Annotated in this window: 12 protein-coding genes and 1 tRNA gene; 7 read left to right on the top strand and 6 right to left on the bottom strand. The window is 32.6% G+C overall.

Going from position 1 to position 24,943, the window contains the following annotated elements; all coding sequences use genetic code 11:
• Positions 1-61 precede the first annotated feature (61 nt).
• The 3 genes from KK2020170_RS02640 (at position 62) to KK2020170_RS02630 (ending at position 9,795) form a co-directional block, all read left to right on the top strand.
• A complete protein-coding gene (locus KK2020170_RS02640; protein WP_221259258.1) occupies positions 62-4,132 on the top strand; it encodes a reprolysin-like metallopeptidase in 4,071 nt (1,356 codons plus the stop codon).
• Between the two features lie 92 nt (positions 4,133-4,224).
• On the top strand, positions 4,225-8,304 hold the full coding sequence (locus tag KK2020170_RS02635) for a hypothetical protein (RefSeq protein ID WP_221259257.1): 4,080 nt from the start codon (positions 4,225-4,227) through the stop codon (positions 8,302-8,304).
• A gap of 102 nt (positions 8,305-8,406) precedes the next feature.
• Positions 8,407-9,795 carry a dipeptidase gene (locus KK2020170_RS02630; protein ID WP_221259256.1) on the top strand — a complete coding sequence of 463 codons (1,389 nt, stop codon included), beginning with the start codon at positions 8,407-8,409 and terminating at the stop codon, positions 9,793-9,795.
• 30 nt (positions 9,796-9,825) lie between these two features.
• Here the strand turns inward: KK2020170_RS02630 and KK2020170_RS02625 are convergent, their stop codons facing one another.
• Genes KK2020170_RS02625 through KK2020170_RS02615 form a run of 3 tightly spaced genes read right to left on the bottom strand, consistent with a single transcriptional unit; the run spans position 9,826 to position 13,360 of the window.
• Positions 9,826-11,118, bottom strand: a complete 1,293-nt coding sequence (locus tag KK2020170_RS02625; RefSeq protein WP_221259255.1) for an HTTM domain-containing protein — start codon at positions 11,116-11,118, stop codon at positions 9,826-9,828.
• A gap of 18 nt (positions 11,119-11,136) precedes the next feature.
• Positions 11,137-12,432 (bottom strand): HTTM domain-containing protein, encoded by a 1,296-nt coding sequence (locus KK2020170_RS02620; RefSeq protein ID WP_221259254.1) that lies wholly within the window; start codon positions 12,430-12,432, stop codon positions 11,137-11,139.
• Positions 12,425-13,360, bottom strand: a complete 936-nt coding sequence (locus KK2020170_RS02615; protein WP_221259253.1) for a bifunctional riboflavin kinase/FAD synthetase — start codon at positions 13,358-13,360, stop codon at positions 12,425-12,427. Before KK2020170_RS02615 ends, KK2020170_RS02620 begins: the two co-directional genes overlap by 8 nt.
• 135 nt (positions 13,361-13,495) lie before the next feature.
• Between KK2020170_RS02615 and KK2020170_RS02610 the strand changes: the two genes are divergently transcribed.
• The 3 genes from KK2020170_RS02610 to KK2020170_RS02600 all read left to right on the top strand — a co-directional run bounded on the left by KK2020170_RS02610 (position 13,496) and on the right by KK2020170_RS02600 (position 22,006).
• On the top strand, positions 13,496-16,183 hold the full coding sequence (locus KK2020170_RS02610) for a reprolysin-like metallopeptidase (RefSeq protein WP_221259252.1): 2,688 nt from the start codon (positions 13,496-13,498) through the stop codon (positions 16,181-16,183).
• A 142-nt stretch (positions 16,184-16,325) separates the two neighbouring features.
• Positions 16,326-19,103, top strand: a complete 2,778-nt coding sequence (locus KK2020170_RS02605; RefSeq protein WP_221259251.1) for a T9SS type A sorting domain-containing protein — start codon at positions 16,326-16,328, stop codon at positions 19,101-19,103.
• Positions 19,104-19,237: 134 nt separating this feature from the next.
• Positions 19,238-22,006 (top strand): zinc-dependent metalloprotease, encoded by a 2,769-nt coding sequence (locus KK2020170_RS02600; protein WP_221259250.1) that lies wholly within the window; start codon positions 19,238-19,240, stop codon positions 22,004-22,006.
• A 46-nt stretch (positions 22,007-22,052) separates the two neighbouring features.
• Here KK2020170_RS02600 and pth read toward each other — a convergent pair whose 3' ends face one another.
• The 3 genes from pth to KK2020170_RS02585 form a co-directional block, all read right to left on the bottom strand.
• On the bottom strand, positions 22,053-22,619 hold the full coding sequence (gene pth, locus KK2020170_RS02595) for an aminoacyl-tRNA hydrolase (protein ID WP_221259249.1): 567 nt from the start codon (positions 22,617-22,619) through the stop codon (positions 22,053-22,055).
• 120 nt (positions 22,620-22,739) lie between these two features.
• Complete coding sequence (locus tag KK2020170_RS02590; RefSeq protein ID WP_221259248.1) at positions 22,740-23,345, bottom strand: 50S ribosomal protein L25/general stress protein Ctc; 606 nt, start codon at positions 23,343-23,345, stop codon at positions 22,740-22,742.
• Between the two features lie 26 nt (positions 23,346-23,371).
• Positions 23,372-24,313, bottom strand: a complete 942-nt coding sequence (locus tag KK2020170_RS02585; RefSeq protein ID WP_221259247.1) for a ribose-phosphate pyrophosphokinase — start codon at positions 24,311-24,313, stop codon at positions 23,372-23,374.
• A gap of 204 nt (positions 24,314-24,517) precedes the next feature.
• Between KK2020170_RS02585 and KK2020170_RS02580 the strand changes: the two genes are divergently transcribed.
• Positions 24,518-24,597, top strand: a tRNA-Leu gene (locus KK2020170_RS02580).
• The last annotated feature ends 346 nt before the right edge of the window (positions 24,598-24,943 follow it).

The raw sequence follows: 24,943 nt of genomic DNA, 5'->3' as shown, positions 1-24,943 counted from the left end.
ATATATTTGTCAATTAGAAATATTATTTAATTACCCAAATCATTAACCCAAATCATAAAAAATGAAAAGAACACTACTATGTTTGGTTGCACTTTTTTCGGTTTTAATTTCTTTTGGACAGAAAGAAAATGCATGGAGAGAGGTTGAAAAACCTAGATTAGGTTCAGAAGGCAAAATAAGACGTTCTTCTTTGCCAATCGATTATAAATTATTTGAATTTGATTATCAAAATTTTGTCAATGATTTGACAAATGTGCCTAAAAGAGGTCAGTTTTTCGGTCAATCAAATGTAATTGTATCAATTCCTTCTCCTACAGGAGAATTAGTAGATTACAGAATTATCGAAGCATCAACATTTGAAGAGGCGCTTCAACAACAACACCCTAACATTAGATCTTTTGCAGGAAAAGCAGTTAATGACCCAGGATCTGTCATTAGATTTAGTGTTTCTCCTTTCAATGGCTTAAATGCTATTGTTAGAAACAGTAATGGCTCTACTTATGTTATTGATCCTTATTCAATGGATTATAAAACGTTTATTGTTTTTGATAGAGCAAAAAGAGGAGATTCTACTGGGAAATTAGTTTGTACTACTGAAGAAGCAGTAAGAGAGTTTGGAAGAAATATTGAAGGAGAAAATACTTCAGTTCTTAGAAATGCTGATGATGGTTTACTAAGAGTTTTTCAAATGGCACAATCTTGTACAGGTGAGTATGCTAATTATTTTGGTGCTTCTACTGCTGGTACAGCAGCTGATGAGGCAATTGTTTTAGCAGCTTTCAATGCTACTTATACAAGATGTAATGCAATTTTTGAAATGGATTTTAACTCAACTATGCAATTAATTGCTAACACTACTGCTGTTATTTATTATAATCCAGCAACAGATCCATATTCAGATTCTGCTCAAATGGGTAACTGGAATACACAATTAGGGAATACATTACAGAGTGTTATAGGTAACGCTAATTATGATATTGGTCACCTATTTGGCGCTGATGGTGGAGGTGGAAATGCAGGTTGTATAGGTTGTGTATGTTCAGCTGATAATTCAAAGGGTAGAGGTATTACTTCTCCAGCTGATGCAATCCCTGAAGGAGATTTCTTTGATGTTGATTACGTAGCACATGAAATTGGCCACCAAATGGGAGGTAATCACACTTTTTCATTTAGTACAGAGAACAATTCAGTTAATATGGAACCTGGTTCAGGTGTAACAATTATGGGTTATGCTGGTATTACTGGTGCAACTGATGTTGCAGCACATTCTATTCCTATTTTTCATGCAGGAACTATACAACAAGTAACAAACAATATTAAAACAAAAGATTGTGGTGGCGCTGATTCAGGTTTTTGTTTGCAAACAATAAATATTGGAAATGCAGTTCCAAATCCATCGGCTCCAGCAACAAAAACTTTGCCAATAGGAACGGCTTTTAAGTTAACTGGAACTGCAACTGATGCTGATGCAAATGATATATTATCATATTGTTGGGAGCAGGTTGATGATGCTACAACAGTAGGTGCAGCAGCCTCTTATCCTTCAGGAACAAAAACTAATGGAGCAAACTTTAGATCATATTTACCTAAAAATAATGGTACAAGATATTTTCCTAGATTAGAAGACCACGTTGCAAATGGAGTTGCTGGAAATCAGTGGGAAATTGTTCCAACAATTAATAGAACTTTAAATTTTAGAATGACCGTTAGAGATAACAGACCTGGAGGGGGTACAAATGAGAGCGTGAACACAGCTGTAACTTTTACAACTTCTGCAGGACCTTTCTTAGTTACATCTCAAAACACTACTGGAATTAATTATACTCAAGGATCAACACAAACAGTTACTTGGTCAGTTAATAACACTACTTCGCTTGCAGGTTCAAATAATGTTAATATTAAATTATCAACAGATGGTGGAAAAACTTTTCCAATAACATTAGCAGCAAATACACCAAATGATGGAACTCAAACGGTAACCATTCCTAATGTTTCTGCGCCGTTTTGTAGAATTTTAATAGAGCCTACAGGGAATGATTATTATGCAATAAATACAAATGATTTTGCAATTGGTTATACTGTTAATGATGTTTGTCAAACCTATACTAGAACATTGACTACTGGTAATGTTATTACTGCTCAAAATCCTTTAGCATATCAGGCATGGGCATTAAATATTCCAGATAATGTTATTATTACAGATGTAAATGTATCAACAAACATAACACATTCAAGAAGAAATCAATTATATACGGCAATGCAGAGTCCTAATGGAACTTTTGTAGCTTTATTTCAAACAGGTGGATGTAATAATGCATCAGCAAACTTAGTAGGAACTTGGGATGATCAATCAGGTACTGCTTCTGGAAGTTGTAATTTTGGAGCGGGAACGATGCAACCAGTAGGAAGTTTAGCAACTTTAAATGGAGAATCTTCACAAGGAAACTGGATTTTTGCTGCAGCGGATGTAAATGCTGACACTAGAGATGGGGTTTTAAACAGTTTTTCTTTTGAGATTTGCTATAAAGAATTGATTGAAACACCAAATGCATGCGGCGTAATTACAACAACTTGGAATGGTTCTTCTTGGTCTAATGGAGTTCCTTTAAGAAATGTACAAGCAATTTTTAATGGAAGCTATTCTTCTTCATCTGATTTAGAAGCATGTTCTGTTATTATTAATTCTGGGGCTAATGTTGTTTTCAATCCAAATCATACTTTAATTGTTGGAAATGAAGTAACAGTTAACGGTACCGGTACTTTAACAATAGAGAATAATGCTGCACTACGTCAAATTAATGGATCTGTGTCAAATACTGGAAATATAATTGTTAAACGTTCTTCATCTCCGATGATTCGTTTAGATTACACAGCTTGGTCTTCTCCGGTATCTGGGCAACAGTTACAAGCGTTTTCGCCAAATACAGTGTCAACTCGTTTTTATGAGTATTTATATACTGGCACAACAACACCTACAGCTTATCAATCTGTAACTCCAACTAATAATTTCTCAGCTGCAAAAGGATATATGATCCGCTCTGCAAATAACTGGTCAAGTGTTACTCCTGCTGTATTTAATGGTCAGTTTTCTGGAGTTCCTTTTAATGGAGATTATTCAGTTGAAGCAGGAATAGGTTATAACTTATTTGGAAACCCTTATGCTTCTCCAATAGACGCAGATAGATTTTTACTAGACAACGAAACACTAGTTGGAGCATTATATTTTTGGACAAATACAACACCTGCAAGTGGAGGTGTTTATCCTCAAAATAACTTTGCATCATATACAACTTTAGGTGGTACAGCAGCATTTGCAAGTGCAAAAGTCCCTAATGGAATTATTCAAAATGGTCAAGGGTTTTTTGTAAGATCATTTGATTTTGGATTAGTTAATTTTTCAAACGATCAAAGGGTTAATGCCTCAGCAAGCACACAATTCTTTAAATCATCGTCTAGCTCAATAGATGTTGAGAAACATAGAATTTGGTTAAACTTAAATGATGATAATACATCATATAATCAAATCTTAGTTGGATATATGAATGGAGCTTCTAATGGTGTTGACAATTTAATCGACGCAAAAGTTTTAGATGGTTCTAAACCAATGGTATATAATCTTTTAAATGATGAAGCTTATGTAATTCAAGGTAAAGGATTACCATTCGATGATAATGATATAATTCCTTTAGGATTACAAGTATTAGAAAGCGGAAATTACTCATTAAGTATTGAACAAGTTGATGGATTATTTGCTTCGCAAGAAATCTACTTAAAAGATAAAGAAACAAACATTATTCATGATTTAAAACAAGGAGATTATCAATTTACAACTCAATCAGGTAATTATAAAGAAAGATTTGAATTAGTATTCAAATCAGGGACTTTATCTGCAGATGATGTTTTTGAAAATACAATTTCTGTTTATGCTAATAATTCTGGAATTCAAATTAATTCTTCAGAAAAATTAGATCAAATCATTGTATTTGATGTACTTGGAAGAAAACTTTTTGAAGCTTCTCAAATTCAAGAATCTAACTTTACAATTCAATCAATTCTTTCAACGAATCAAGCATTGATTGTTAAAGTAAAAGATGTTAACGGTAACACAAAAACACAAAAAATAATTTACTAATTGGAATAGTAAAAATAAATTTTAAAACCTCTGATTATCAGGGGTTTTTTTTATTAAAAATAATTTATATTTGACTTTCCAAATTTATCAATATGAATAAGAATTTTTTTATTTGCTTAGCATTGCTTTTTTTTAGTAATCTTGTTACATCTCAAACTGAAAATTCTGTAAAAGAATTAACCGTAGATGAATTAAAAGAGAAGTACTCTAACTTTTTAAGGAATCACCCTTTTGCTAAAACTAAAGTTTTGCCAAAGAAGGAACGTAAAGCTTTAGGTATTCCACCTAATGCTTTTTACGAACAAGAGTGGCTATATACAGCTGATCCATCACTAGGAAGACCAACACCTGAAGTAACATTGCAACTTCAAATGCAGTTAGAACAGCTAGAACAAACTGGAAGAGTTCCTGGTGATGGAATGGATAATCAATGGGTTGAAAGAGGACCAGACAATGTTGGAGGAAGAACGCGTGTTTTAATGTTTGCCCCAGGTAGTACAACTAAAGTTTTTGCTGGTGGTGTTAGTGGTGGCCTTTGGGTAAATGAAAATATTACATCTTCAACTAGTGTTTGGCAGCAAGTAAATGGTGTACCTTCAAATTTAGCGGTATCGTGTATGACAATTGATCCGAACAATTCTAATATAATGTATATTGGTACTGGTGAAGTTTATACTTGGGGCGCAGTTAATGGAAATGGAGTATATAAGTCTATAGATGGAGGAGTGAATTGGAGACATATTTATGGTGCATCTGGAAATAATGTAAATAATAATTTGGTTTACATACAAGATATTATTGCTTGGAATAATCCAAACACAAACCAAACGGAAGTTTTTTTTGGCGCAGATGCTATGGCATACACAGAAGAAGTTACCTCTGCCTCAGGAGGCGCTGGTTGGTCTTGGTTAGGTTTAAATACAGTAGGACTTTATAAAAGTACAAATGGTCTAGATTTTATTAGGTTATCAGATGCCGATTTAATAGCTACTGGATCTACTTCTGTTGCTCCTGAATCATTTGCAATTTCTGCCAATGGTGATTTATATATGGGAACTAAATATTCTTATGCTTCTGGAGCAGGTGGAGGAAGAATATACAGATGTAATAATTTAAACACAAATGATTGGACTTTAGTTAGAACATTATCAGGCGTTGATAGTAGAGTTAGATTAGTGGCTTCACAACAAACTAATGGAAGAATGTTTGCACTATGTGAAGGTTCTGGTTTGCCAGTGATTAAAAGGACCACTGATGCTTGGGTTTCAACTGATGTAACAGTTGCTTTGCCTGTAAGTACAGGTAACCAACCCCCAGCAGCAAATGATTTTTGTCGAGGGCAAGCTTTTTATGATTTAATGATTGGAATGAATCCTTCTAACGATAATGAAGTTTTTGTTGGTGGGATAGAAATTTTCAGGACTACTTCAGCTTTTACTGCAAACGCTTCCGGTATGTGGACACAATATACAGATTGGACGATTACTCCAACAGCGAATGGAAGTACAACTACAGTTCGTGATGGTGTTCATTCCGATCACCATTGTATGGCATTTGCTCCAGGGTTAACATCTAGAGTGGTTTTTGGTAATGATGGAGGAGTATATTATTCGAATAATTCGGGTAATAGTATTGGAGTTAGAAATAACGGATTTAATGTAACGCAGTTTTATAAAGCCGGAATTAATCAAACTGGTTCTGCACATAAATTAATTGCTGGGGCTCAGGATAATGGGACTCAATTTATAAATAATGCTCCATCTGGAATAGGAAGCGCAACTCGAATTGCTGGAGGCGATGGCTGTTGGTCATTTGTAGATAAGCAAGATAATTTTATGATTGGGTCTTATGTTTATAATGTATATTACCGTTTTGATATGAATGGTAATTATTTAAATGCTATCGCTTCAAATCAATCTGATGGAGATTTTGTAAATCAATGTGGATTAGATAGTAATGCCAATATTTTATATGCAAATGGGACTAGTGGTTCAACTGGAACGTTTCAGGTTTACAGGTATTCTGGAGCTAGTTTAACTACACGAACTACACTTACAAACGCACTTTTAAATGATGTTCCTACTTATTTTGAAGCATCACCTTTTACAAATAATAGAATTTTAATTGGATTGGCTAATGGTAGATTATTAAGATTAGACAATGCAAATGGAAATGCTGGTGCTAGAATTTGGACACAAATTGGTGATGGTTCATGGTTAGGTGCAATTTCTGATATTCGATATGGATCATCTGAAAATGAAATTTATGTAACTTTTCATAATTATGGAATTACAAGTGTATGGTATACAAATAATGGTGGAACCTCATGGCAAAATAAAGAAGGTGATTTACCTAATATACCTGTAAAATGCATCCTAGCAAACCCTTTTGCAAGCAATGAAGTTATTATAGGAACTGAACTTGGTGTTTGGTATACTACCAACTTTAATACTGCTTCACCAAATTGGTATCGTTCTAATAATGGAATGAAAGATGTTAAAGTGTTATCATTTGATTATCGTTCTTCAGATAATACAATCTTAGCTGCAACTTATGGTAGAGGTATGTTTACAGGTGAGTTTTGGCAATGTGGAAGTACTTCAACAACTTGGAATGGTTCAGCTTGGTCAAATGGTACTCCTACAAAAAGAGTTGCAGCTATTATAAATGGGAATTTATCTTCAACAAGTGATATTGAAGCGTGTTCGTTTACGGTTAATGGTACAGCTCAAGTAACTATTAATTCAGGGCATTCATTAAAAGTAGGTGAAAGTGTTACAGTTGCACCTACAGCAACATTAACAATTGAAAATAATGCAGCTTTAGTTCAGTTTTCTAATACTGCAACAAATTCAGGAAATATAATTGTAAAAAGAAATTCAACGCCTATGATTAGAAAAGATTATACGGCTTGGTCTTCACCAGTTGCTGGTCAGCAATTATTAGCGTTTTCACCTAATACAGTTTCTACTCGTTTTTATGAGTATTTATATACAGGAACAACAACTCCAACTGCTTATCAATCGGTTACGCCAACAAATAGTTTTACAGCAGGAAAAGGATATATGATTCGCGTTGCTAACAATTGGTCATCTTCGACCCCTACAGTATATAATGGACAATTTTCTGGTGTGCCAAATAATGGAATTTACAAAACTCCTGTTGGAATTGGATACAATTTAATCGGTAACCCTTATCCATCTCCTATTAATGCAAATATGGTGCTTTTAAGAAATCCAAAAATTGATGCATTATATTATTGGACTCATAATGTTCCTCAAGATGGTTCATATGTTGCACAAACAAATTATGCTTCATATACAATTTTAGGTGGAACTGCCGCAATTGCTGGAGGAGCAACTCCAAATGATTACATTCAAACTGGACAAGGATTTTTTGTTGAAGCTAGAGAAGCTGTAGATTTTGAACTTGGAAATGAATATAGGTTAGATGCTTCTGTTAGTACTCAATTTTTCAAAAATTCTGGTTTAGAAGATAATGCTGGATTTGACAGAAGTAGAATTTGGTTAGGATTAAATGGAGTAGACGAATCTAAATACAACCAAATTCTTGTAGGTTATATGTTAGGTGCTACTAATAATGCCGATGCTAATATTGATGGAAAGACTTTACAAACCGAAAAAACAATTCTTTACAATATCATTGATGATGAGTCTTATGTTATTCAAGGTAGAGCTTTACCATTTAATGATAATGATGTAGTACATTTAGGTTTTAATGCCTTAGAAAAAGGAACATATACTATAAATTTAGATAATGTAGATGGCTTATTTGGTAACCAAAATATTTACCTTAAAGACAATCAATTAAACTATCTACATAATATTAAAGAAGGACCTTATACATTTCTTTCAAATGCTGGTAATTTCAAAAATAGATTTGAATTAGTATATAAAATTCCAAATAGGGAAGATCAAATAGTTGATAGCAAAACATTAGTTTTCAAAAATAATAACGATTTAGTCTTAAATTCTATTAACCTTAAAATTTCTAATGTAATTGTTTACGATATACAAGGGAGAAAATTATTTGAAAAAGAATTAAATGTAAAAGATTACAGAATTCAAAATTTAACAATTTCTAATCAAGCAATAATTGTTAAAATTACTCTTGAAAACAAAGAAGAAATAACAAAAAAGATTATTTTCTAATTAAGTTAAATAAGATATTAAAGTCCAATCTATGATTGGACTTTTTTTGTATCCATCAAGTCTAACATTTTTTGTATTTTTGATGATATTCAAAAAAACACAATGGAAAATATAAAACAATACGTTCAAGAAAATAAAGAGCGTTTTATAAATGAATTAATAGATCTTTTAAAAATACCTTCGGTAAGTGCTGATAGTGCTTATGCACATGATGTTATTTCAACCGCAGAAGCTGTTAAAGAAAGTTTAGAAAAAGCAGGTGTTGACTTTGCTGAACTTTGTGAAACGCCAGGATATCCAATTGTTTACGCAGAAAAGATTATTGATAAAAACCTACCAACAGTTTTAGTTTATGGGCATTATGATGTACAACCGCCAGATCCGATGGATTTATGGACCTCGCCACCCTTCGAGCCCGTAATTAAAGCGACTGAAATTCATCCAGATGGTGCAATTTTTGCTCGTGGAGCTTGCGATGATAAAGGTCAAATGTACATGCATGTAAAAGCATTTGAATATATGATTCAAAATAATTGCTTGCCATGTAACGTAAAATTTATGATTGAAGGGGAAGAAGAGGTTGGATCGAAAAGCTTAGGTTGGTTCGTAGAACGCAATCAAGAAAAATTAGCTAATGATGTTATTTTAATTTCCGATACAGGAATGATTTCTAACACACAACCGTCAATAACAACTGGTTTACGTGGATTGAGTTATGTTGAAGTTGAAGTTACAGGTCCAAATCGTGATTTACATTCAGGTTTATATGGAGGAGCAGTTGCTAATCCAATTAATATTTTAGCCAAAATGATTGCTTCACTTCATGATGGAAACAACCATATTACCATTCCTGGTTTTTATGATAACGTAGAGGAATTATCTGCAGAAGAAAGAGCAGAAATGGCAAAAGCACCGTTTTCTTTAGAGAATTATAAGAAAGCATTAGATATTGATGATGTTTACGGAGAAACGGGTTATGTAACAAACGAGCGCAACTCTATTCGTCCTACATTAGATGTTAATGGAATTTGGGGTGGATATACAGGGGAAGGAGCAAAAACGGTTATTGCAAGTAAAGCTTTTGCTAAAATTTCGATGCGTTTGGTGCCAAATCAAGATTGGGAAGAAATTACTGAATTATTCAAAAGACATTTCGAAAGTATTGCCCCAAAAGCAGTTAAAGTGAAAGTAACCCCACATCATGGCGGACAAGGTTATGTAACGCCAATTGATAGTATTGGATACCAAGCAGCAAATAAAGCCTATACGGAAACTTTTGGAGTTCCTGCAATTCCAGTTCGTTCTGGTGGAAGTATTCCTATTGTGGCTTTATTTGAGAAGGAATTAAAGAGTAAAACTATTTTAATGGGCTTTGGGTTAGACAGTGATGCAATTCACTCGCCAAACGAACATTTTGGAGTTTTCAATTATTTAAAAGGAATTGAAACGATTCCATTATTCTACAAGTATTTTACAGAAATGAATAAATAAGTAAAAGTCCCAATCTTGATTGGGACTTTTTTAATTTAAGAGTATCCATTCATTATGCCAAAAGTAATTCCATTTAGCTTTTGCCATATCATATTTAGGGTCAATTAGAAATTTAGCTGGCTTATTGTTTATTGAGTTTTTGCATTCAATATAAATAGAAATGTCCTGTCCTAGGTATTCTTTTTTAATTCGCTGGCAATATTGCCAAATAAAATCAGGCTTAACAGCCAACTGTTTCGATTGAATGTAAGTCAAATTTTTATGATAGTCATAAAAAGATTCCTTATTAGTATTATTATCTACAATTTTAATTTTTATTTCTCCTGTTCTTTCACGAAGCATTACGCGCCAACTTAATCGATGACCTTCTTCTGTCCAAAATACATCACCTTTAATAAAATGGTGTCTTAATGGTAATAAAACTTGCAATATTAAAAGTGGTATAACAAGCCAATATACAAGCTTTTTTTTGTAAAAATTTAGATTGTTTTCTACTTCTATATTTTCTCTAAAGAACCATTTTCTTATATTGTTCGGTTCGAAAAAAAAGACTGAAAAAATCAAAGCTAAATATGGAAAAACACCTATTCGTAGCGTATAAGAGTTAAATAAATGAAATAAAACAGAAACTACAAATGCAAACTTTCTTGTTCTTTTATAGAGAAGAAGAGGGACAATAAATAAGTCAAATAATAATCCAGCATAAGCGAACGAAACATAAAACCATTTTTGTGAAAATAACTCAAGCAAGTATGGTCTTGCAGTTATTCTTTGAAGTAAAATTTTGGTAAACGTTCCATCAAGCCAATCGGGATAAAATTTGGCAAATGCTGCATAAGTATATAAAATACCAATTATTGATATAAAAAATAAAACAATCCACTGAGGAATAGTGTTGCCTATCTTAACAAATCCAAATTTAGCATCTAAAGATTTTTCTTGATTAGCAGGTAAAAAAATCATCACAGAACTTATGATGAGTAATAAGTAATAATGGTTGTAGTAAACATCTTTTTGCATGAAGTAAACACCACTTAACAAAAATGTAAAAAGGATAATGTTCATTCGATATTTAAAACCTAACATGATGCCAATACCAGTTAGGCCAATCAATCCAAAATAATAATACATGCCATTTCCTGGTAATGGTTGAAGGAAATCAAAGCCAATGAAATTAAATGTAAATTGAGATTTAATTAATATTGCATCAATCCAACCATGAAAAATAGCCATTAAGCTTTCACAGGCTATCAAGAAACCTAAAAGTATTCGAAATAATACTAAGGAAGAACCGTCAATATTTTTAAAAAGAAATTTATTCATTCTAATAACGTGAAACAATTAATCATGGAGCAAAATCCATTCATTATGTTCAAAAAAATTCCATTTAGCTTTAGCCATATCAAAATTAGGGTCAATAAGAGGTAAGTATACACCTCTATTAACAGAGTTTTTACACTCTATAAAAATTGATATATTTTTATTTTTAAACTCTTCTTTTATTCGTTGACAATATTGCCAAATAAAATCAGGCTTTATTGCTAATTGCCTCGCTTGTTTAATGCTCAGGTTTTTATGGTGATTATAAATTAAAGTTTCGTTTGTATTATTATCGGTAATTTTAATTTTTATATAACCTGTTTTTTCTCTTAACATCATTCGCCAACTTAATCGATGGCCTTCTTCAGTCCACAATACATTTCCTTCAATAAAATGGTGTCTTAATGGAAGAACAACTTGAATAATTAAAAAAGGAATGATTAAAAATTTCAAAATTTTCTTTCCGTATAAGTTTTCTAAATTTTCAAAATGAATTTCTTCTTTAAAGAATATTTTTCTAATTCTCTTTGGATCATAAAAAAACAATGCAAAGCTTAATGCAAAATATGGGAATATACCGATTTTCAAAGTAATTGAATTAAAAATATGAAAAATAAGCGATGCTATTAAAGCAATTGTTCTTGTTTTCTTGAAAAGTAATAAAGGAATAATCAATAAGTCAAATAATATTCCTGCATATGCAATAAAGAGGTAAAACCATCTTTGTTTAAACAATTTTATTAGGAATGCAGGCATTTCAGTTCCAAGTAAAAGATTTCTGGTGAATGTACCGTTTAGCCAATCTGGGTAAAATTTTGCAATTGCAGCATAAAAATAAACGATTCCAATCATTGATATAAAAAGCAAGGGAATCCAATTAGGGATTGTTTTTTTTGACTTTTTAATGCTAAATTTTACATCTAATGAATGTTCTTGATTAGCAGGCATAAAAATCATTAAAAAACTTATTAATATTAATAAATAATAATGATTGTTATATGAAGATTTTTGCATAAAATAGACACTACTCCATAGAATAGTAAATAAGATTATGTTTATACGGTATTTATAGCCTAACATTACGCAAAGTCCTGTTAGCCCCATAATCACAAAATAAAAGTACATCCAATTATTCGGCAAGGGTTGAAGCCATTCAAAACCAATAAATGAAAATGTGAAATTTGGATTAATAAAAACATTTTTAACCCAACCAGTTATTATAGCGCCAAAACTTTCACAAGCTATAAGGAATCCAAAAAAAATTCTAAAAACAATTAATGCTGAGCCATCTATATTTTTAAATAAATAGTTATTCATTTTTTATTTTTAAAAAGGAAAGGCTAAATTTTTTATCAGTTTCAATTTGATTTTTTAATTCTTCAATTGATTTAAATTTAATTTCATCTCTAATTCGCTCTATAAAAGAAATTGTAAGATTTAAACCATATAAATCTTTGTTAAGATTGAAAAAGTAGACTTCAAGAGAATTTTCATTTTCGGAAAAAGTTGGATTTTTTCCAATATTCATCATTCCATATACAGTTGTATTATTAATAACTGAAGAAACAATGTAAACACCATCTTTTGGGACTAATTTATAATCCTCATTAATTTTTATATTAGCAGTTGGAAAACCAATCGTTCTTCCAATTTTTTTTCCACTTATAACATTACCAGATATCATATAATTATATCCTAAAAATTTATTGGCTTGCTTTACGTCTCCTTTTTTCAATGAATTTCTAATTTTTGTTGAACTAATGGCAACATCATTTATTTCTTCTGCAGAAATTTGTTCAACTTCAAAGCCATAATTTTTGCCAAATTCGATTAAATCTTCAATTGTGGCTGTTCTATTACGACCAAATCTGTGGTCATACCCTATAACTATTTTTTTAATATTTAATTTTTCGACTAAAATTTCTCTTACAAAATCTTCGGCTGATAGTCTTGAAAATTCTTGGTTAAAAGGGTGAATAATTAAATGGTCAATTCCAATTACTTCTAATAATTGGGCTTTTTCATCTATTGAGTTGAGAAGTTTTATATCAGTATCTTTTTGAAGGACCATTCTTGGATGTGGAAAAAAAGTTAGAACTATGCTCTCTAGCTCTTCTTTCTTTGAATCGCCTACTATTTTCTTAAGTAGACGTAAGTGTCCCAAATGAACCCCATCAAAAGTTCCCAAGGTAAGAATACTCTTGTTATTAAATTTGTAGTCTGATAAATTATGGTAAATTTTCAAAATTAATTTTTTACAAAAGTAAAACAATCTTTTTATAAATTTTATTACATAAAAAATACTTTATTGTTGATAATATTATGAAAACAAAAATAAATTATTATTTTTGTTAGATATTTACTATTAAACTTGCCAAAAATGAAAAAAACATTACTTTTTAATTTATGTTTATTGTTTTTAACAGTTTCTGTTTTTTCTCAAACGGGAAAAGCATGGAAAGTTGTTACTAATAATAATTTTGAAAAATTGAGTTCAGTTGAAAGAGAGTCTTTTCCTGCTGAATTTAAAACTATGGAATTAGATTTGACAATGTTGTCTAATGTATTAAAAAATGCTCCGCAGAGAGAATCTCTTCAAAAGAGTAACGTTGTGATTTCAATGCCAAATGCATCTGGTCAAATGGAGCAATTTGAAATGTATGAAGCTTCTAATTTTGAACCTTCACTACAAGCGCAATTTCCAGAGATTAGATCTTATGTTGGAAAAGGGATTGATGACCCATATGCAATTATCAGAATTAGTTTAGATCCAAAACAAATTCATACTACGGTGAAAAGGGCGGGTGCTCCAACTGAGTATATGGAACCATATTCGGCAAATAAGAAAGTTTATGCCGTTTATAAGTCTTCTAGAATCAAAGGTAAGCAACCTTTTACTTGTAGTACGCCTGAAGAAAAAATTGAGGCTGATGTAATTCAAAAATTAATGACTAATAAATCTAGCACAGGTCAGCTTTTAGATTTTAGGTTAGCAATGTCTGTTACTGCTGAATATACTACAATTTTACATGGTGTTTTAGGTTTAGCTACCCCAAAAACTAGTGCTTTATCTGGTATTAATACTACCATGACAAGAGTTAATGGTATCTTTGAAACTGATTTTGCAATTCATATGACTTTAGTCAATAATATGACTATTATTTATGATAATGGAGCAACAGATCCTTACAGTGGAACATCAGATGCTGCATATAACTCTGCATTACAGTCTACTCTAACGTCTGTAGTTGGGGAAGCTAATTATGATGTAGGACACTTAATGGCGGGAATTGGGAATAATGGTAATGCTGGTTGTATAGGTTGTGTGTGTGTAAATGGTTCAAAAGGTAGTGGTTATACTACAAGTACTGTTCCATATGGAGATGCTTTTGATGTTGATTTCGTTGCTCACGAAATTGGACACCAGTTCGGTGCTAACCATACATTTTCTCACGGAAATGAAGGTACAGGTGTAAATATGGAAGTTGGTTCAGGCGTAACAGTTATGGGATATGCAGGGATTACCGCTCAAGATACTCATTCAAATTCAATTGACGTTTTCCATGCAGCAAGTATTGCACAAGTTCAAGCAAATATGGCTGGTAAATCTTGTCCAACTACTACTGCAATAACACATTCTGCTCCAGTAGTAGATGCTGGAAATAATTATACTATTCCTCAATTAACCCCTTTTGTTTTAACAGGCTCTGCTACAGATGCTGGTGGTGCAAGTGGGTTAACATACACGTGGGAACAGTTTGATGATGGTTCAGGGCAAACTGGTGCTGCATCGGCTGCATCTGCAACAAAAACAAGTGGTCCTAATTGGGTTAATTACCTTGATTCGCCAAGTGGTGTGAGATATTTTCCAGTAATGTCTTCTGTTTTAAACAACAGTACTACAACAGCTGGTATTGATGTAACTGCTGAAGCTTTAAGTTCAATAAGTAGAACCCTAAACTTCAGATTAACCGCTAGAGATAATGTGTTAGGTCAAGGTCAAACAAACTTTGACAATATGGTTGTAACAGTAGATGCAACTAAAGGCCCTTTAACAGTTACTTCTCAAAATACAACTGGGATTTCATATCCTACAAGTTCATCGCAAACGGTAACATGGACTGTAAATAATACAAATACAATCCCAGGTGGAGGAACGGTCGATATCTTAATAACTACTGATAATGGTGTTACTTGGACGCCATTAGCAACAGGATTAACAAATAATGGTAGTGCAAATGTTACGATGCCTGCAACGCCAGCCCCATATTGTCGTTTAATGGTTAAAGCAAATGGGAATATTTTCTTTAATGTAAATACAGAAACTTTTGCGGTTGGTTACATTGTTACGACTACCTGTAATACTTATTCAAACAACACTCCTTTAGTAATTCCTGACGGACCATCTGCTAATACACAAGGGCCTGTTGTGACTAATTCAATTAATGTTCCTGCTACTGGGACAATTTCAGATGTTAATATTTCATTAGATGTAACTCATACTTATATAAATGATTTAGTTATTCAAATAGAACATCCAGATAATACGACTTTTAGTACAGTTTGGAATAGAGCTTGTGGATCACAAGATAATTTCAATGTAACTTTAAGTGATGGTGCTCCTGCTTTTGTTTGTGCGACTAATATGACAGGTACCTTTGCCCCTTCATCTCCATTGTCTGTATTTAATGGTCTAGCCTCAAATGGGACATGGGATTTGTATACGGCAGACTTTTGGAATGGAGATACTGGTCAGATAAATTCTTGGTCAATTGAAATTTGTACTCAAACAGCAACGTTATCTAATGATACTTTTTCAGATATAAACGAATTAGTTTTGTATCCAAATCCAAACAACGGAACATTTTCTATTCAGTTTACTGCAACGTCTGATGAAGTTTATGTAAATGTTCATGATGTAAGAGGTAGACAAATTATTTCAAAAACTTTTGATGCAAATGGATTGTTCAATGAAACCATTAATTTACAAGATGCGCAAACAGGAATTTATTTAGTTACAATAAAAGATGGTTCGAAGCAAATTGTTAAAAAGATTATTGTTGAATAATTTTTCTTGAAAATAATTAAAAAAAGCGGCAAAATTTTGCCGCTTTTTTTAATTAAATTAATTTATTATGTTAATCATTTTGTAAATAGGCAATATTATTTTATATTGGACGACCAAAAAAATATTTTAAATATACCCAGAAATGAAAAAAACATTACTATTAATTTTTTCTGTTTTTGCTTTAGTAAACCTTGCAGAAGCACAAACAAGAAAAGCTTCAAAAAGCAAATCTTTAGAAGGCTTTGAAGCTGAGATTTCAAAGGCAAAAATGTTCTCCCCTAAAGGTGTAGTTCGTTGTGCTACAGTAGAGTATAATAACTCTAGAAAGTTAAACGGTAGAGCCGTGTCGGATAAAGTTTTTGAAGATTGGTTAGCTCCAAAAATTCAAGAGATAAAGAAACTTAGACAAGCAAAAATGCTTCCTTCTGTAATTAGAATACCAGTAGTTGTTCACGTAATCCATAATGGAGATGCAGTTGGTTCTGGTGAAAATATTGCAGATGGTCAAGTTTTGTCGCAAATTCAAGTTTTTAATGAGGATTTTAGAAAATTAACTGGTACTCCAGGTGATGGTGCAGGTGTTGATACAACAATAGAGTTTTGTTTAGCTGCAGTAGATCCAAATGGGAATGCAACTAATGGGATTGATAGAGTTAATTTAGGTACTGCAAATTTTAATAGTGCGGCTGTTGAGGCAGCAAAAGCTTCAACAATTTGGGATCCTACTAAATATCTAAACTGTTGGACATTTAGATTTGGTGGTGATTTAAATGGGGTTTTAGGATATGCTCAATTTCCAACTGGTTCTGGTTTGGCAGGAATGCCATCAGACAATTGTGTTGATGATTCAGGTTCTGGCGCTTCTACAGATGGAGTTGTTTGTGCATTTGATACATGGGGTTCTAGTACTATTTATCCAGCAGGAACATATGGAGCTCCATATGATAAAGGTAGAACTATGACTCATGAAGTAGGGCATATGTTAGGATTGCGTCACATTTGGGGTGATGGTGGTTGTGGCGTAGATGATTATTGTGCGGACACACCTTTATCTGATGCTTCTAACTTTGGTTGTCCTACAACTAATAGTTGTACGGATTCTCCTATAGATTATAATGATCAAGTTCAAAATTATATGGACTATACTGATGATACCTGTATGAATATGTTCACGCAAGATCAAACAGATAGAATGTTAGCAGTTATGGCAAACTCTCCACGTCGTGATGATTTGTTAATGTCAAATGTTTGTGATGCAATTCCTAATACACCATACATTCAATTTAAAAGAGAAGCGTGTCTAGATAGACAGCCAAAATCAGTTATTGAAGGTAATGGATGTTCTTATACTGAATTTACAATCCCATTAAGTATAGACATGGCTCCTTCACAAAATGCCACAGCTACTTTTGCATTAGATGGAATGTCTGTTGCTGATTTAGGGGATGTACAAATAATGACTCCAAGTGTAACTTTTAATGCGGGGTCTACTGCAGATCAAAATTTAGTATTTAGAGTTTTGAATGACGGTATTGTAGAAGCAGATGAAGATTTAATGATCACTTTTACTGTAACAACATCAGGAAATGCACTTGAAAATCCTAAAGGAAATGTTTATACTTTAAGTATATTAAATGATGATGCTACAATTTCTGCAAATTCAAATATGAGTTTATTCTATGATGATTTCTCAGATGGAGATGCTTCAGACTGGTCAATTTTGGATAATAATGCTGAACCAGCAGATGATTGGTTTTTAGCAGAAGAAGCAAATTGGGCTTCTCCGTTTGGAATTTATACAGATTTCTTTATGGCTTCTTATTCTTGGAATGGAGTGGACTACTCTCCAGATAATTTCTTGAGTACTCCAGCTATAAATATTCCTGTAGGAGCTTCTAATATTCAATTAGATTATTTTGCTGGTTCTGGAAATGATTCTGGCTTCTTTAGTGAATCTTATCAAGTTTGGGTTTCAAATTCAATTGGTTCATTTGGAAATATTACGAGCGGTACATTACTTGTTGATACAACAATACCAGCAATGGGTGGAGCATATTATAATTTAGCAATCCCTCCAGCTTATTCGGGTCAAACAGTTTATATTACTTTTAGACATTACAATACAACTGGAGAGTGGGTTTTAGGTGTAGATGAAGTTGAAGTAAGTGCAGATGTTACAGTAAGTGTACAAACTGCTACTGATGTTGCTACTGCAGGGCAAAACAATTTAAATGGAAGTGGTTCTACTTATTTCAGAGATAGTTCATCAGGAAATATTATTGGAAGAGTACAAGTAAACGACGCTTCTAATTATGGTTGTTCAGACATGTATGTTTCAAGTGCTGGAACCGGAGCTACTCAATATGGTCCTTCAACAAATCCTTTAGATTTTAGAATGGATAAACAATTTACAATTGTTCCTTCAAATATAGTAGCTGGAAGTTCAACTATAACATTCTATTTCACAGAAGCTGAAATTGCTGGTTGGGAAGCTGCAACTGGTAATTCTAGAACTGCGTTATATGTAGTTAAAGACAACGGATCGGAAGAAATCCAACCTTGTTCAATTGGAGCATTTGGTTCAGATGTTACGTTAACTGCGTCTTTTGCAACAGGTATTGATGGTGTCTTCAGTTTTGCTAGACAACAAAGTTTAGGAAATGATAATTTCGAATTAACTGGAGTTACATTATATCCTAATCCAAATAATGGAGTATTTAACTTAAGTTTAAATACTACTTCAGGAAATGTAAAAGTTGAAGTGTTTGACACTAGAGGAAGATTAATTTTAAATAAATTAATTTCTGGTAACGGAATGGTTAATGAAACTATTAGCCTTCAAAATGCTCAATCGGGAATTTATTTAGTTAATATAGAAGATGGTTCAAGAAAAGTAACAAAGAAAATAGTTGTTAAATAGTTGGATTAGATGTAAGTATTTGAAAAGGAGTGCGTTGTCACTCCTTTTTTTTGTTTAAAATAGACTTTAAATGTTAAATTATATTTTTATTGGGAAAATATAATTAATTTTGAGAATATTTAATTTAATCAAAAATGAAAAAACTTTTACTTATTATTGTTTGTTCATTATTTTTTACTTCTGAAGCTTTCTCTCAAACGGATAAGGCTTGGGGTTCTGTAAAAAGCAATGATTTTACAGTTGCAAAAACGGCTAGCCGTGAAAGCTTTCCAGTTAATTTTAAGCTAATGCAACTTAACATGGCGCAATTAAAGAATTCTTTAATGACTGCTCCAGACAGAAACTCAGGAGATTATTCTGATGTTATTATTTCTATCCCAAATGTTAATGGTGAACTAGAAAATTTTAGAATGTATGAAGCATCTAACTTTGATGCGGATTTACAGGCTCAGTATCCAAACATTAGATCTTATGTTGGTATTGGTATTGATGACCCATATGCTACTTTAAGATTAAGTTTAGATCCAAGTGGAATACAAACTATGGTTTTCAGAGCAAACAGGCCAACAGAGTTTATGGAACCTTATTCTGATGATAAAGCAGTTTATGCGGTTTACTCTTCTTCTAGAACTAAAGGTAAACTTCCTTTTACATGTTCAACACCAGAACAAGTCTTAGTTAATGATATCTCTACACCAGAAATAACATCTCGTTCTAGTTCAGGTACATTACTAAATTTTAGATTAGCACTGTCTTGTAATGGAGAGTATGCTAATTATTTTGGCGCTACAAGTTCTGCTCAATCGGGATTAGTATTAGCTGCTTTTAATGCGACTATGACAAGAGTAAATGGTGTTTTTGAAAAAGATTTTGCTATTCATATGAATATTGTCGCTCAAACAACTAACGTAATTTATTACAACCCAGTAACGGATCCTTACACAACAATGGCTAGCTGGAATACCCAACTTCAACAAGCATTAAATACTACATTAACGGGTCCATCTACTTCATTAGCTGCTAATAATGCTGCGTATGATGTAGGACATATGTTTGGAGCTTCTGGCGGAGGTGGTAATGCAGGATGTATAGGTTGTGTTTGTGTGAATGGTACAGCTTCAGGAACAGGTTCTACAAAAGGTAGAGGAATTACTTCTCCTGCAGATGGTGTGCCAATGGGGGATTCTTTTGATATAGATTATGTAGCTCATGAGTTAGGACATCAATTTGGAGCAAATCATACTTTTTCGCATTCTTCAGAGGGTACAGGAGTAAATAAAGAAGTTGGTGGAGGTGTAACTATTATGGGTTATGCAGGTATCACTTCTTACAATACTCATATGAATTCAATTGATGTTTTTCATTCGGCAAGTATAGCACAAGTGCAAACAAATATGGTTGGTAAAACATGTCCAACGTCATCGCCTATAACTCATGGTACACCAGTTGTTAATGCAGGTGGAGATTATACAATACCTAGAAGTACTCCATTTATGTTAACGGGATCTGCAACTGATGCTGGGGGAACTGGATTAATGACTTATACTTGGGAGCAAAATGATGATGCAGGGGCTAATACAGGAGCTAATAGTGTTGCTAGTGCTACAAAGACAGTTGGTCCTAATTTTGTTTGCTATCCAGACACATCTAGCCCAACAAGATATTTCCCAACAATGACTTCTGTTATGAATGGTAGTTCTACAACTCAAGGAGTAGATGTTACAATGGAAGCATTAAGTTCAGTTGCAAGAACTTTAAATTTTAGATTAACAGCCAGAGATAATGTTGCTGGACAAGGACAAACTAATTATGATGATATGATTGTGACAGTTGACGCAACAAGAGGACCGTTACTTGTTACTTCTCAAAATGTTGATGGTATTGTTTGGACTCCGGGAACAACTGAAACTGTGACTTGGGCGGTAAATAATACAAATACAAGTTCTGGTGGAAATAATGTTGATATTTTATATACTACTGATGGAGGAGCAACTTGGAATACAATCTTAACAAACACGCTAAATGATGGATCTCAAGATATTACTGTGCCTTCTGTAAGTGCTCCAAATTGTAGAATTATGGTTAAGGCTTCTGGTAATATTTTCTTTAATGTTAATACTAAAAATATTGCAATTGGAGATTATATTTATCAATCTCAGAATGTTTGTACAGATTATACATTTAATTTAAATGCTGCAATTACTGAAAGTACAACTTCTTACAGTGGTTTTTCTTTACCAATTTCAGATTCATTCACAATTACTGATGTTAATGTTGTAGTTGATGCAACTCACCCAAATATTGGTACAACTCAATTTGCAATTTCTTCTCCAAGTGGATATGCAGTAACCCCTACACCTGTTTTAAGTAGAGTTTATAGAGCTTCTGTTGGATGTCCTGGCGGAGTAAATTTAAATAAGTTTTTTGATATGTCTGGTGCAGCTTTAAATTGTTCAAATACAATAGATGGTGCAGCGACAATCCCGGCTGATGATATTTCAACCGTATATTATAATGGCACTAATTCAGCTGGTAGTTGGTATATTTGGTTTGTAGATCTTAATACGACAGATGGATTAACAGGAACTATAAATTATGTTACATTTAATTTATGTCGTTCAGAATTAGTTCCAGTTTTAACAAATGAATCTTTTGAAACTAATGATTTTGTTATTTATCCAAATCCAAATAACGGAACATTTAATATTCAGTTAACAGCTAATACTAATGAAGTTGCTTTAAGCGTTCATGATTTAAGAGGTAGATTAATCTTATCTAAAGATTTACAAGCTTCAGGATTAGTTAATGAGCAAATTAGTTTAGCAGATGCTCAAACGGGAATTTATCTAGTTACTATTCAAGATGGGTCTAGAAAAATTACTAAGAAAATTATTGTTGAATAATTTTTAGAGATTACATAAATTTAAAGAGCGCTTTAAGCGCTCTTTTTTATTTTCCATTATAAGTGTTCATAGTATTGTTAAGCCCTGCTGAGACAAAAGATTTAACCACTTCTGATGAGATTTCCAGACGTTCTTTCAATTTTTCTTTTTCTTCTTCATCCCATTCACCTAAAACATAATCTACTTGTTTTCCTTTTTTAAAATCATCGCTTATTCCAAATCGAAATCTTGGATATTCAGTTGTATTAAGTAATAACTGAATGTTTTTTAATCCGTTGTGTCCTCCATCGCTTCCTTTACTTTTAATTCGAATCGTTCCAAAGGGTAAATTTAAATCGTCAGTTATAACTAAAATATTTTCTTTGGCTATCTTTTCTTTATCCATCCAGTACTTAACAGCTTTTCCACTTAGGTTCATATAGGTATTTGGCTTCAACAAGAAAACCGTTTTACCTTTTATTTTTATCTCAGCTAAATCGCCTAACTTAACAGAATTAAAACTGCCGTTTTCTTGATTAATAATATAATCTAATACTTTAAAACCAATATTATGGCGGGTGTTTACATATTCACTTCCAATATTCCCTAATCCAACAATCAGAAATTTTTTCATTGTCGTTACTTTTTCTTTTTGTTTAAAATATTTTAAAAACCAATGCATTTACAAATGTACTAATTGCTTATAAATAAAAAAGGCACCAAAAAGGTGCCTTTGTATAAAATTGATAGAAAATTATTTTTTCTTTCCTGCAGCTTTTTCTGCTTTTGCAGCTTCTTGAGCAGCTTTCATAGCAGCACGAGAAATTCTTACTTGACAAACTACAGTGTTTTCTGGGTGCATTAATTTAAAGTTATCAGTAGCAATTTTAGTTACATATAACTTGTTACCCATTTCTAATGGTGAAATATTAGCTTCAACAAAATCTGGTAAATGTTTAGGTAACGCTTTTACTTTTAAACGACGTTGGTTTAAACGTAAAACTCCACCTGCCATAACACCTGGAGATTTTCCAGTAACTTTTACAGGAACTTCCATAACGATTTCTTTATTGTCGTCTAATTGGAAGAAGTCGATGTGTAAAATTTTGTCTGAAACTGGGTGAAATTGAATATCTTGTAAGATACAATCAATTTTTTTACCACCTTCTAATTCAACTACAACAGTATGTGCATTTGGAGTATAAACTAACCCTTTGAATGCTCTTTCATCTGCTGAAAAATGAACTGGTTGGTCTCCTCCGTAGATAACGCAAGGGACGAATCCAGCATCGCGTACGGCTTTGGTAGCTTTCTTGCCTACGCTTTCTCTTTTTTGTCCTTTAATTGTAATTGACTTCATTTTAAAATATATAAATAATTAATAATTTACATTAAAAACTTTCCACTAATGGAATTGTTGTTTTGCACCATGTGCATTACTTCGGCAAATAAATTTGCACAAGTAATTACTTTTATTTTGCTCGATTCTTTCTTTAAAGGAATAGAATCTGTTACGATCAATTCAGCTAATTGAGAGTTTTCAATTTTTTCATAAGCTTCTCCTGAAAGGATAGCATGAGTACAAATTGCTCTTACACTTATAGCGCCTTTTTCAATCATAACGTCAGCAGCTTTAGCTAGTGTTCCTCCAGTATCGATCATGTCATCAACTAGAATAACATTTCTACCCTTAACGTCACCAATTAACTCCATTGTATCGATAACATTTGCTTTTTTACGTTGTTTGTAACAAACAACAACATCAGACTCTAAAAATTTAGAATAAGCATAGGCTCTTTTTGAACCCCCCATGTCTGGTGAAGCAATTGTTAAATTATCTAGTCCTAAACTTTTTATATATGGTAAAAAGATAGTAGAAGCAAATAAATGGTCAACAGGTTTTTCAAAGAATCCTTGAATTTGATCTGCATGTAAATCCATGGTCATAATTCGAGTGGCACCAGCAGTTTCTAATAATTTAGCAACTAATTTAGCACCTATCGGAACACGTGGTTTATCTTTTCTATCTTGTCTTGCCCAACCAAAATATGGAATTACAGCTGTAATGTGTCTTGCTGAAGCTCTTTTGGCTGCATCAATCATTAACAACAATTCCATTAAATTGTCAGAACTAGGAAAGGTAGAACAGACTAAGAAAACACGTAGTCCTCTTATTGACTCTTCAAACGAAGGTTGAAACTCTCCATCACTATATTTTGAGAACGTAACTTTACCTAGTGGAACGCCATAGCTTTCAGCTATTTTTTCTGCTAGGTACACACTCTGAGAACATGCAAATATTTTTGCTTCTGGCTCTTGGTATGACATCTAATTTTTGTTTTTATACCGGTTCGAAGATACTATTTAAGTTAGTTGCTTAAAAAGATAAACGTCTCGGATGTAGTTAGTTAGTTGTGTGTTGCATTAAATGCGGTGCAAATTTAGGAATTAATTTTTACTATGGAAGTAATTTTTAAACTATTTTGCTTCTGATTTTAGAAAATTTCAATACATTTGCACTCACCTTTAAAAGCCTTGGTGGCGGAATTGGTAGACGCGCACGACTCAAACTCGTGTTCTTCGGAGTGTGGGTTCGATTCCCACCCAAGGTACATTGAAAACTCAGGACAATTTTGTTTCTGAGTTTTTTTGTATGTTTTAAATTTTTAATTACAGATTATAATGGATATTCTTGATAAAATTTTTATTTCATTAGCAAAAATATATGCTTTATTTTATAAAGAGCATCAAGGCCAGTGGTTTTTTTTACCGCTTTTTATGATAGGGACAATAATTACTTTGAATATAATGTGTTTATCTTTTTTCTTTACTACTTTTCCGTTTTATTATTTTATTATATTTTATATTGCTGTTAATTTTTTATTATATCTAAAGTTAGAAAAAATAACATATTACGCTGTGAAAGAATTTGAACAAAGTTTAAGAATAAGATTTTTA

It is taken from the genome of Flavobacterium okayamense (assembly GCF_019702945.1).
In the GTDB taxonomy this organism is placed as follows: domain Bacteria; phylum Bacteroidota; class Bacteroidia; order Flavobacteriales; family Flavobacteriaceae; genus Flavobacterium; species Flavobacterium okayamense.
This window is presented reverse-complemented; position numbering and strand designations above follow the sequence as displayed.

Coding starts and splice junctions, on each gene's coding strand:
- KK2020170_RS02605 (WP_221259251.1), top strand. CDS start 16,326: ATGAAAAAAACATTACTATTAATTTTTTCTGTTTTTGCTTTAGTAAAC.
- KK2020170_RS02640 (WP_221259258.1), top strand. CDS start 62: ATGAAAAGAACACTACTATGTTTGGTTGCACTTTTTTCGGTTTTAATT.
- KK2020170_RS02585 (WP_221259247.1), bottom strand. CDS start 24,313: ATGTCATACCAAGAGCCAGAAGCAAAAATATTTGCATGTTCTCAGAGT.
- KK2020170_RS02590 (WP_221259248.1), bottom strand. CDS start 23,345: ATGAAGTCAATTACAATTAAAGGACAAAAAAGAGAAAGCGTAGGCAAG.
- pth (WP_221259249.1), bottom strand. CDS start 22,619: ATGAAAAAATTTCTGATTGTTGGATTAGGGAATATTGGAAGTGAATAT.
- KK2020170_RS02600 (WP_221259250.1), top strand. CDS start 19,238: ATGAAAAAACTTTTACTTATTATTGTTTGTTCATTATTTTTTACTTCT.
- KK2020170_RS02620 (WP_221259254.1), bottom strand. CDS start 12,432: ATGAATAACTATTTATTTAAAAATATAGATGGCTCAGCATTAATTGTT.
- KK2020170_RS02610 (WP_221259252.1), top strand. CDS start 13,496: ATGAAAAAAACATTACTTTTTAATTTATGTTTATTGTTTTTAACAGTT.
- KK2020170_RS02635 (WP_221259257.1), top strand. CDS start 4,225: ATGAATAAGAATTTTTTTATTTGCTTAGCATTGCTTTTTTTTAGTAAT.
- KK2020170_RS02625 (WP_221259255.1), bottom strand. CDS start 11,118: ATGAATAAATTTCTTTTTAAAAATATTGACGGTTCTTCCTTAGTATTA.
- KK2020170_RS02630 (WP_221259256.1), top strand. CDS start 8,407: ATGGAAAATATAAAACAATACGTTCAAGAAAATAAAGAGCGTTTTATA.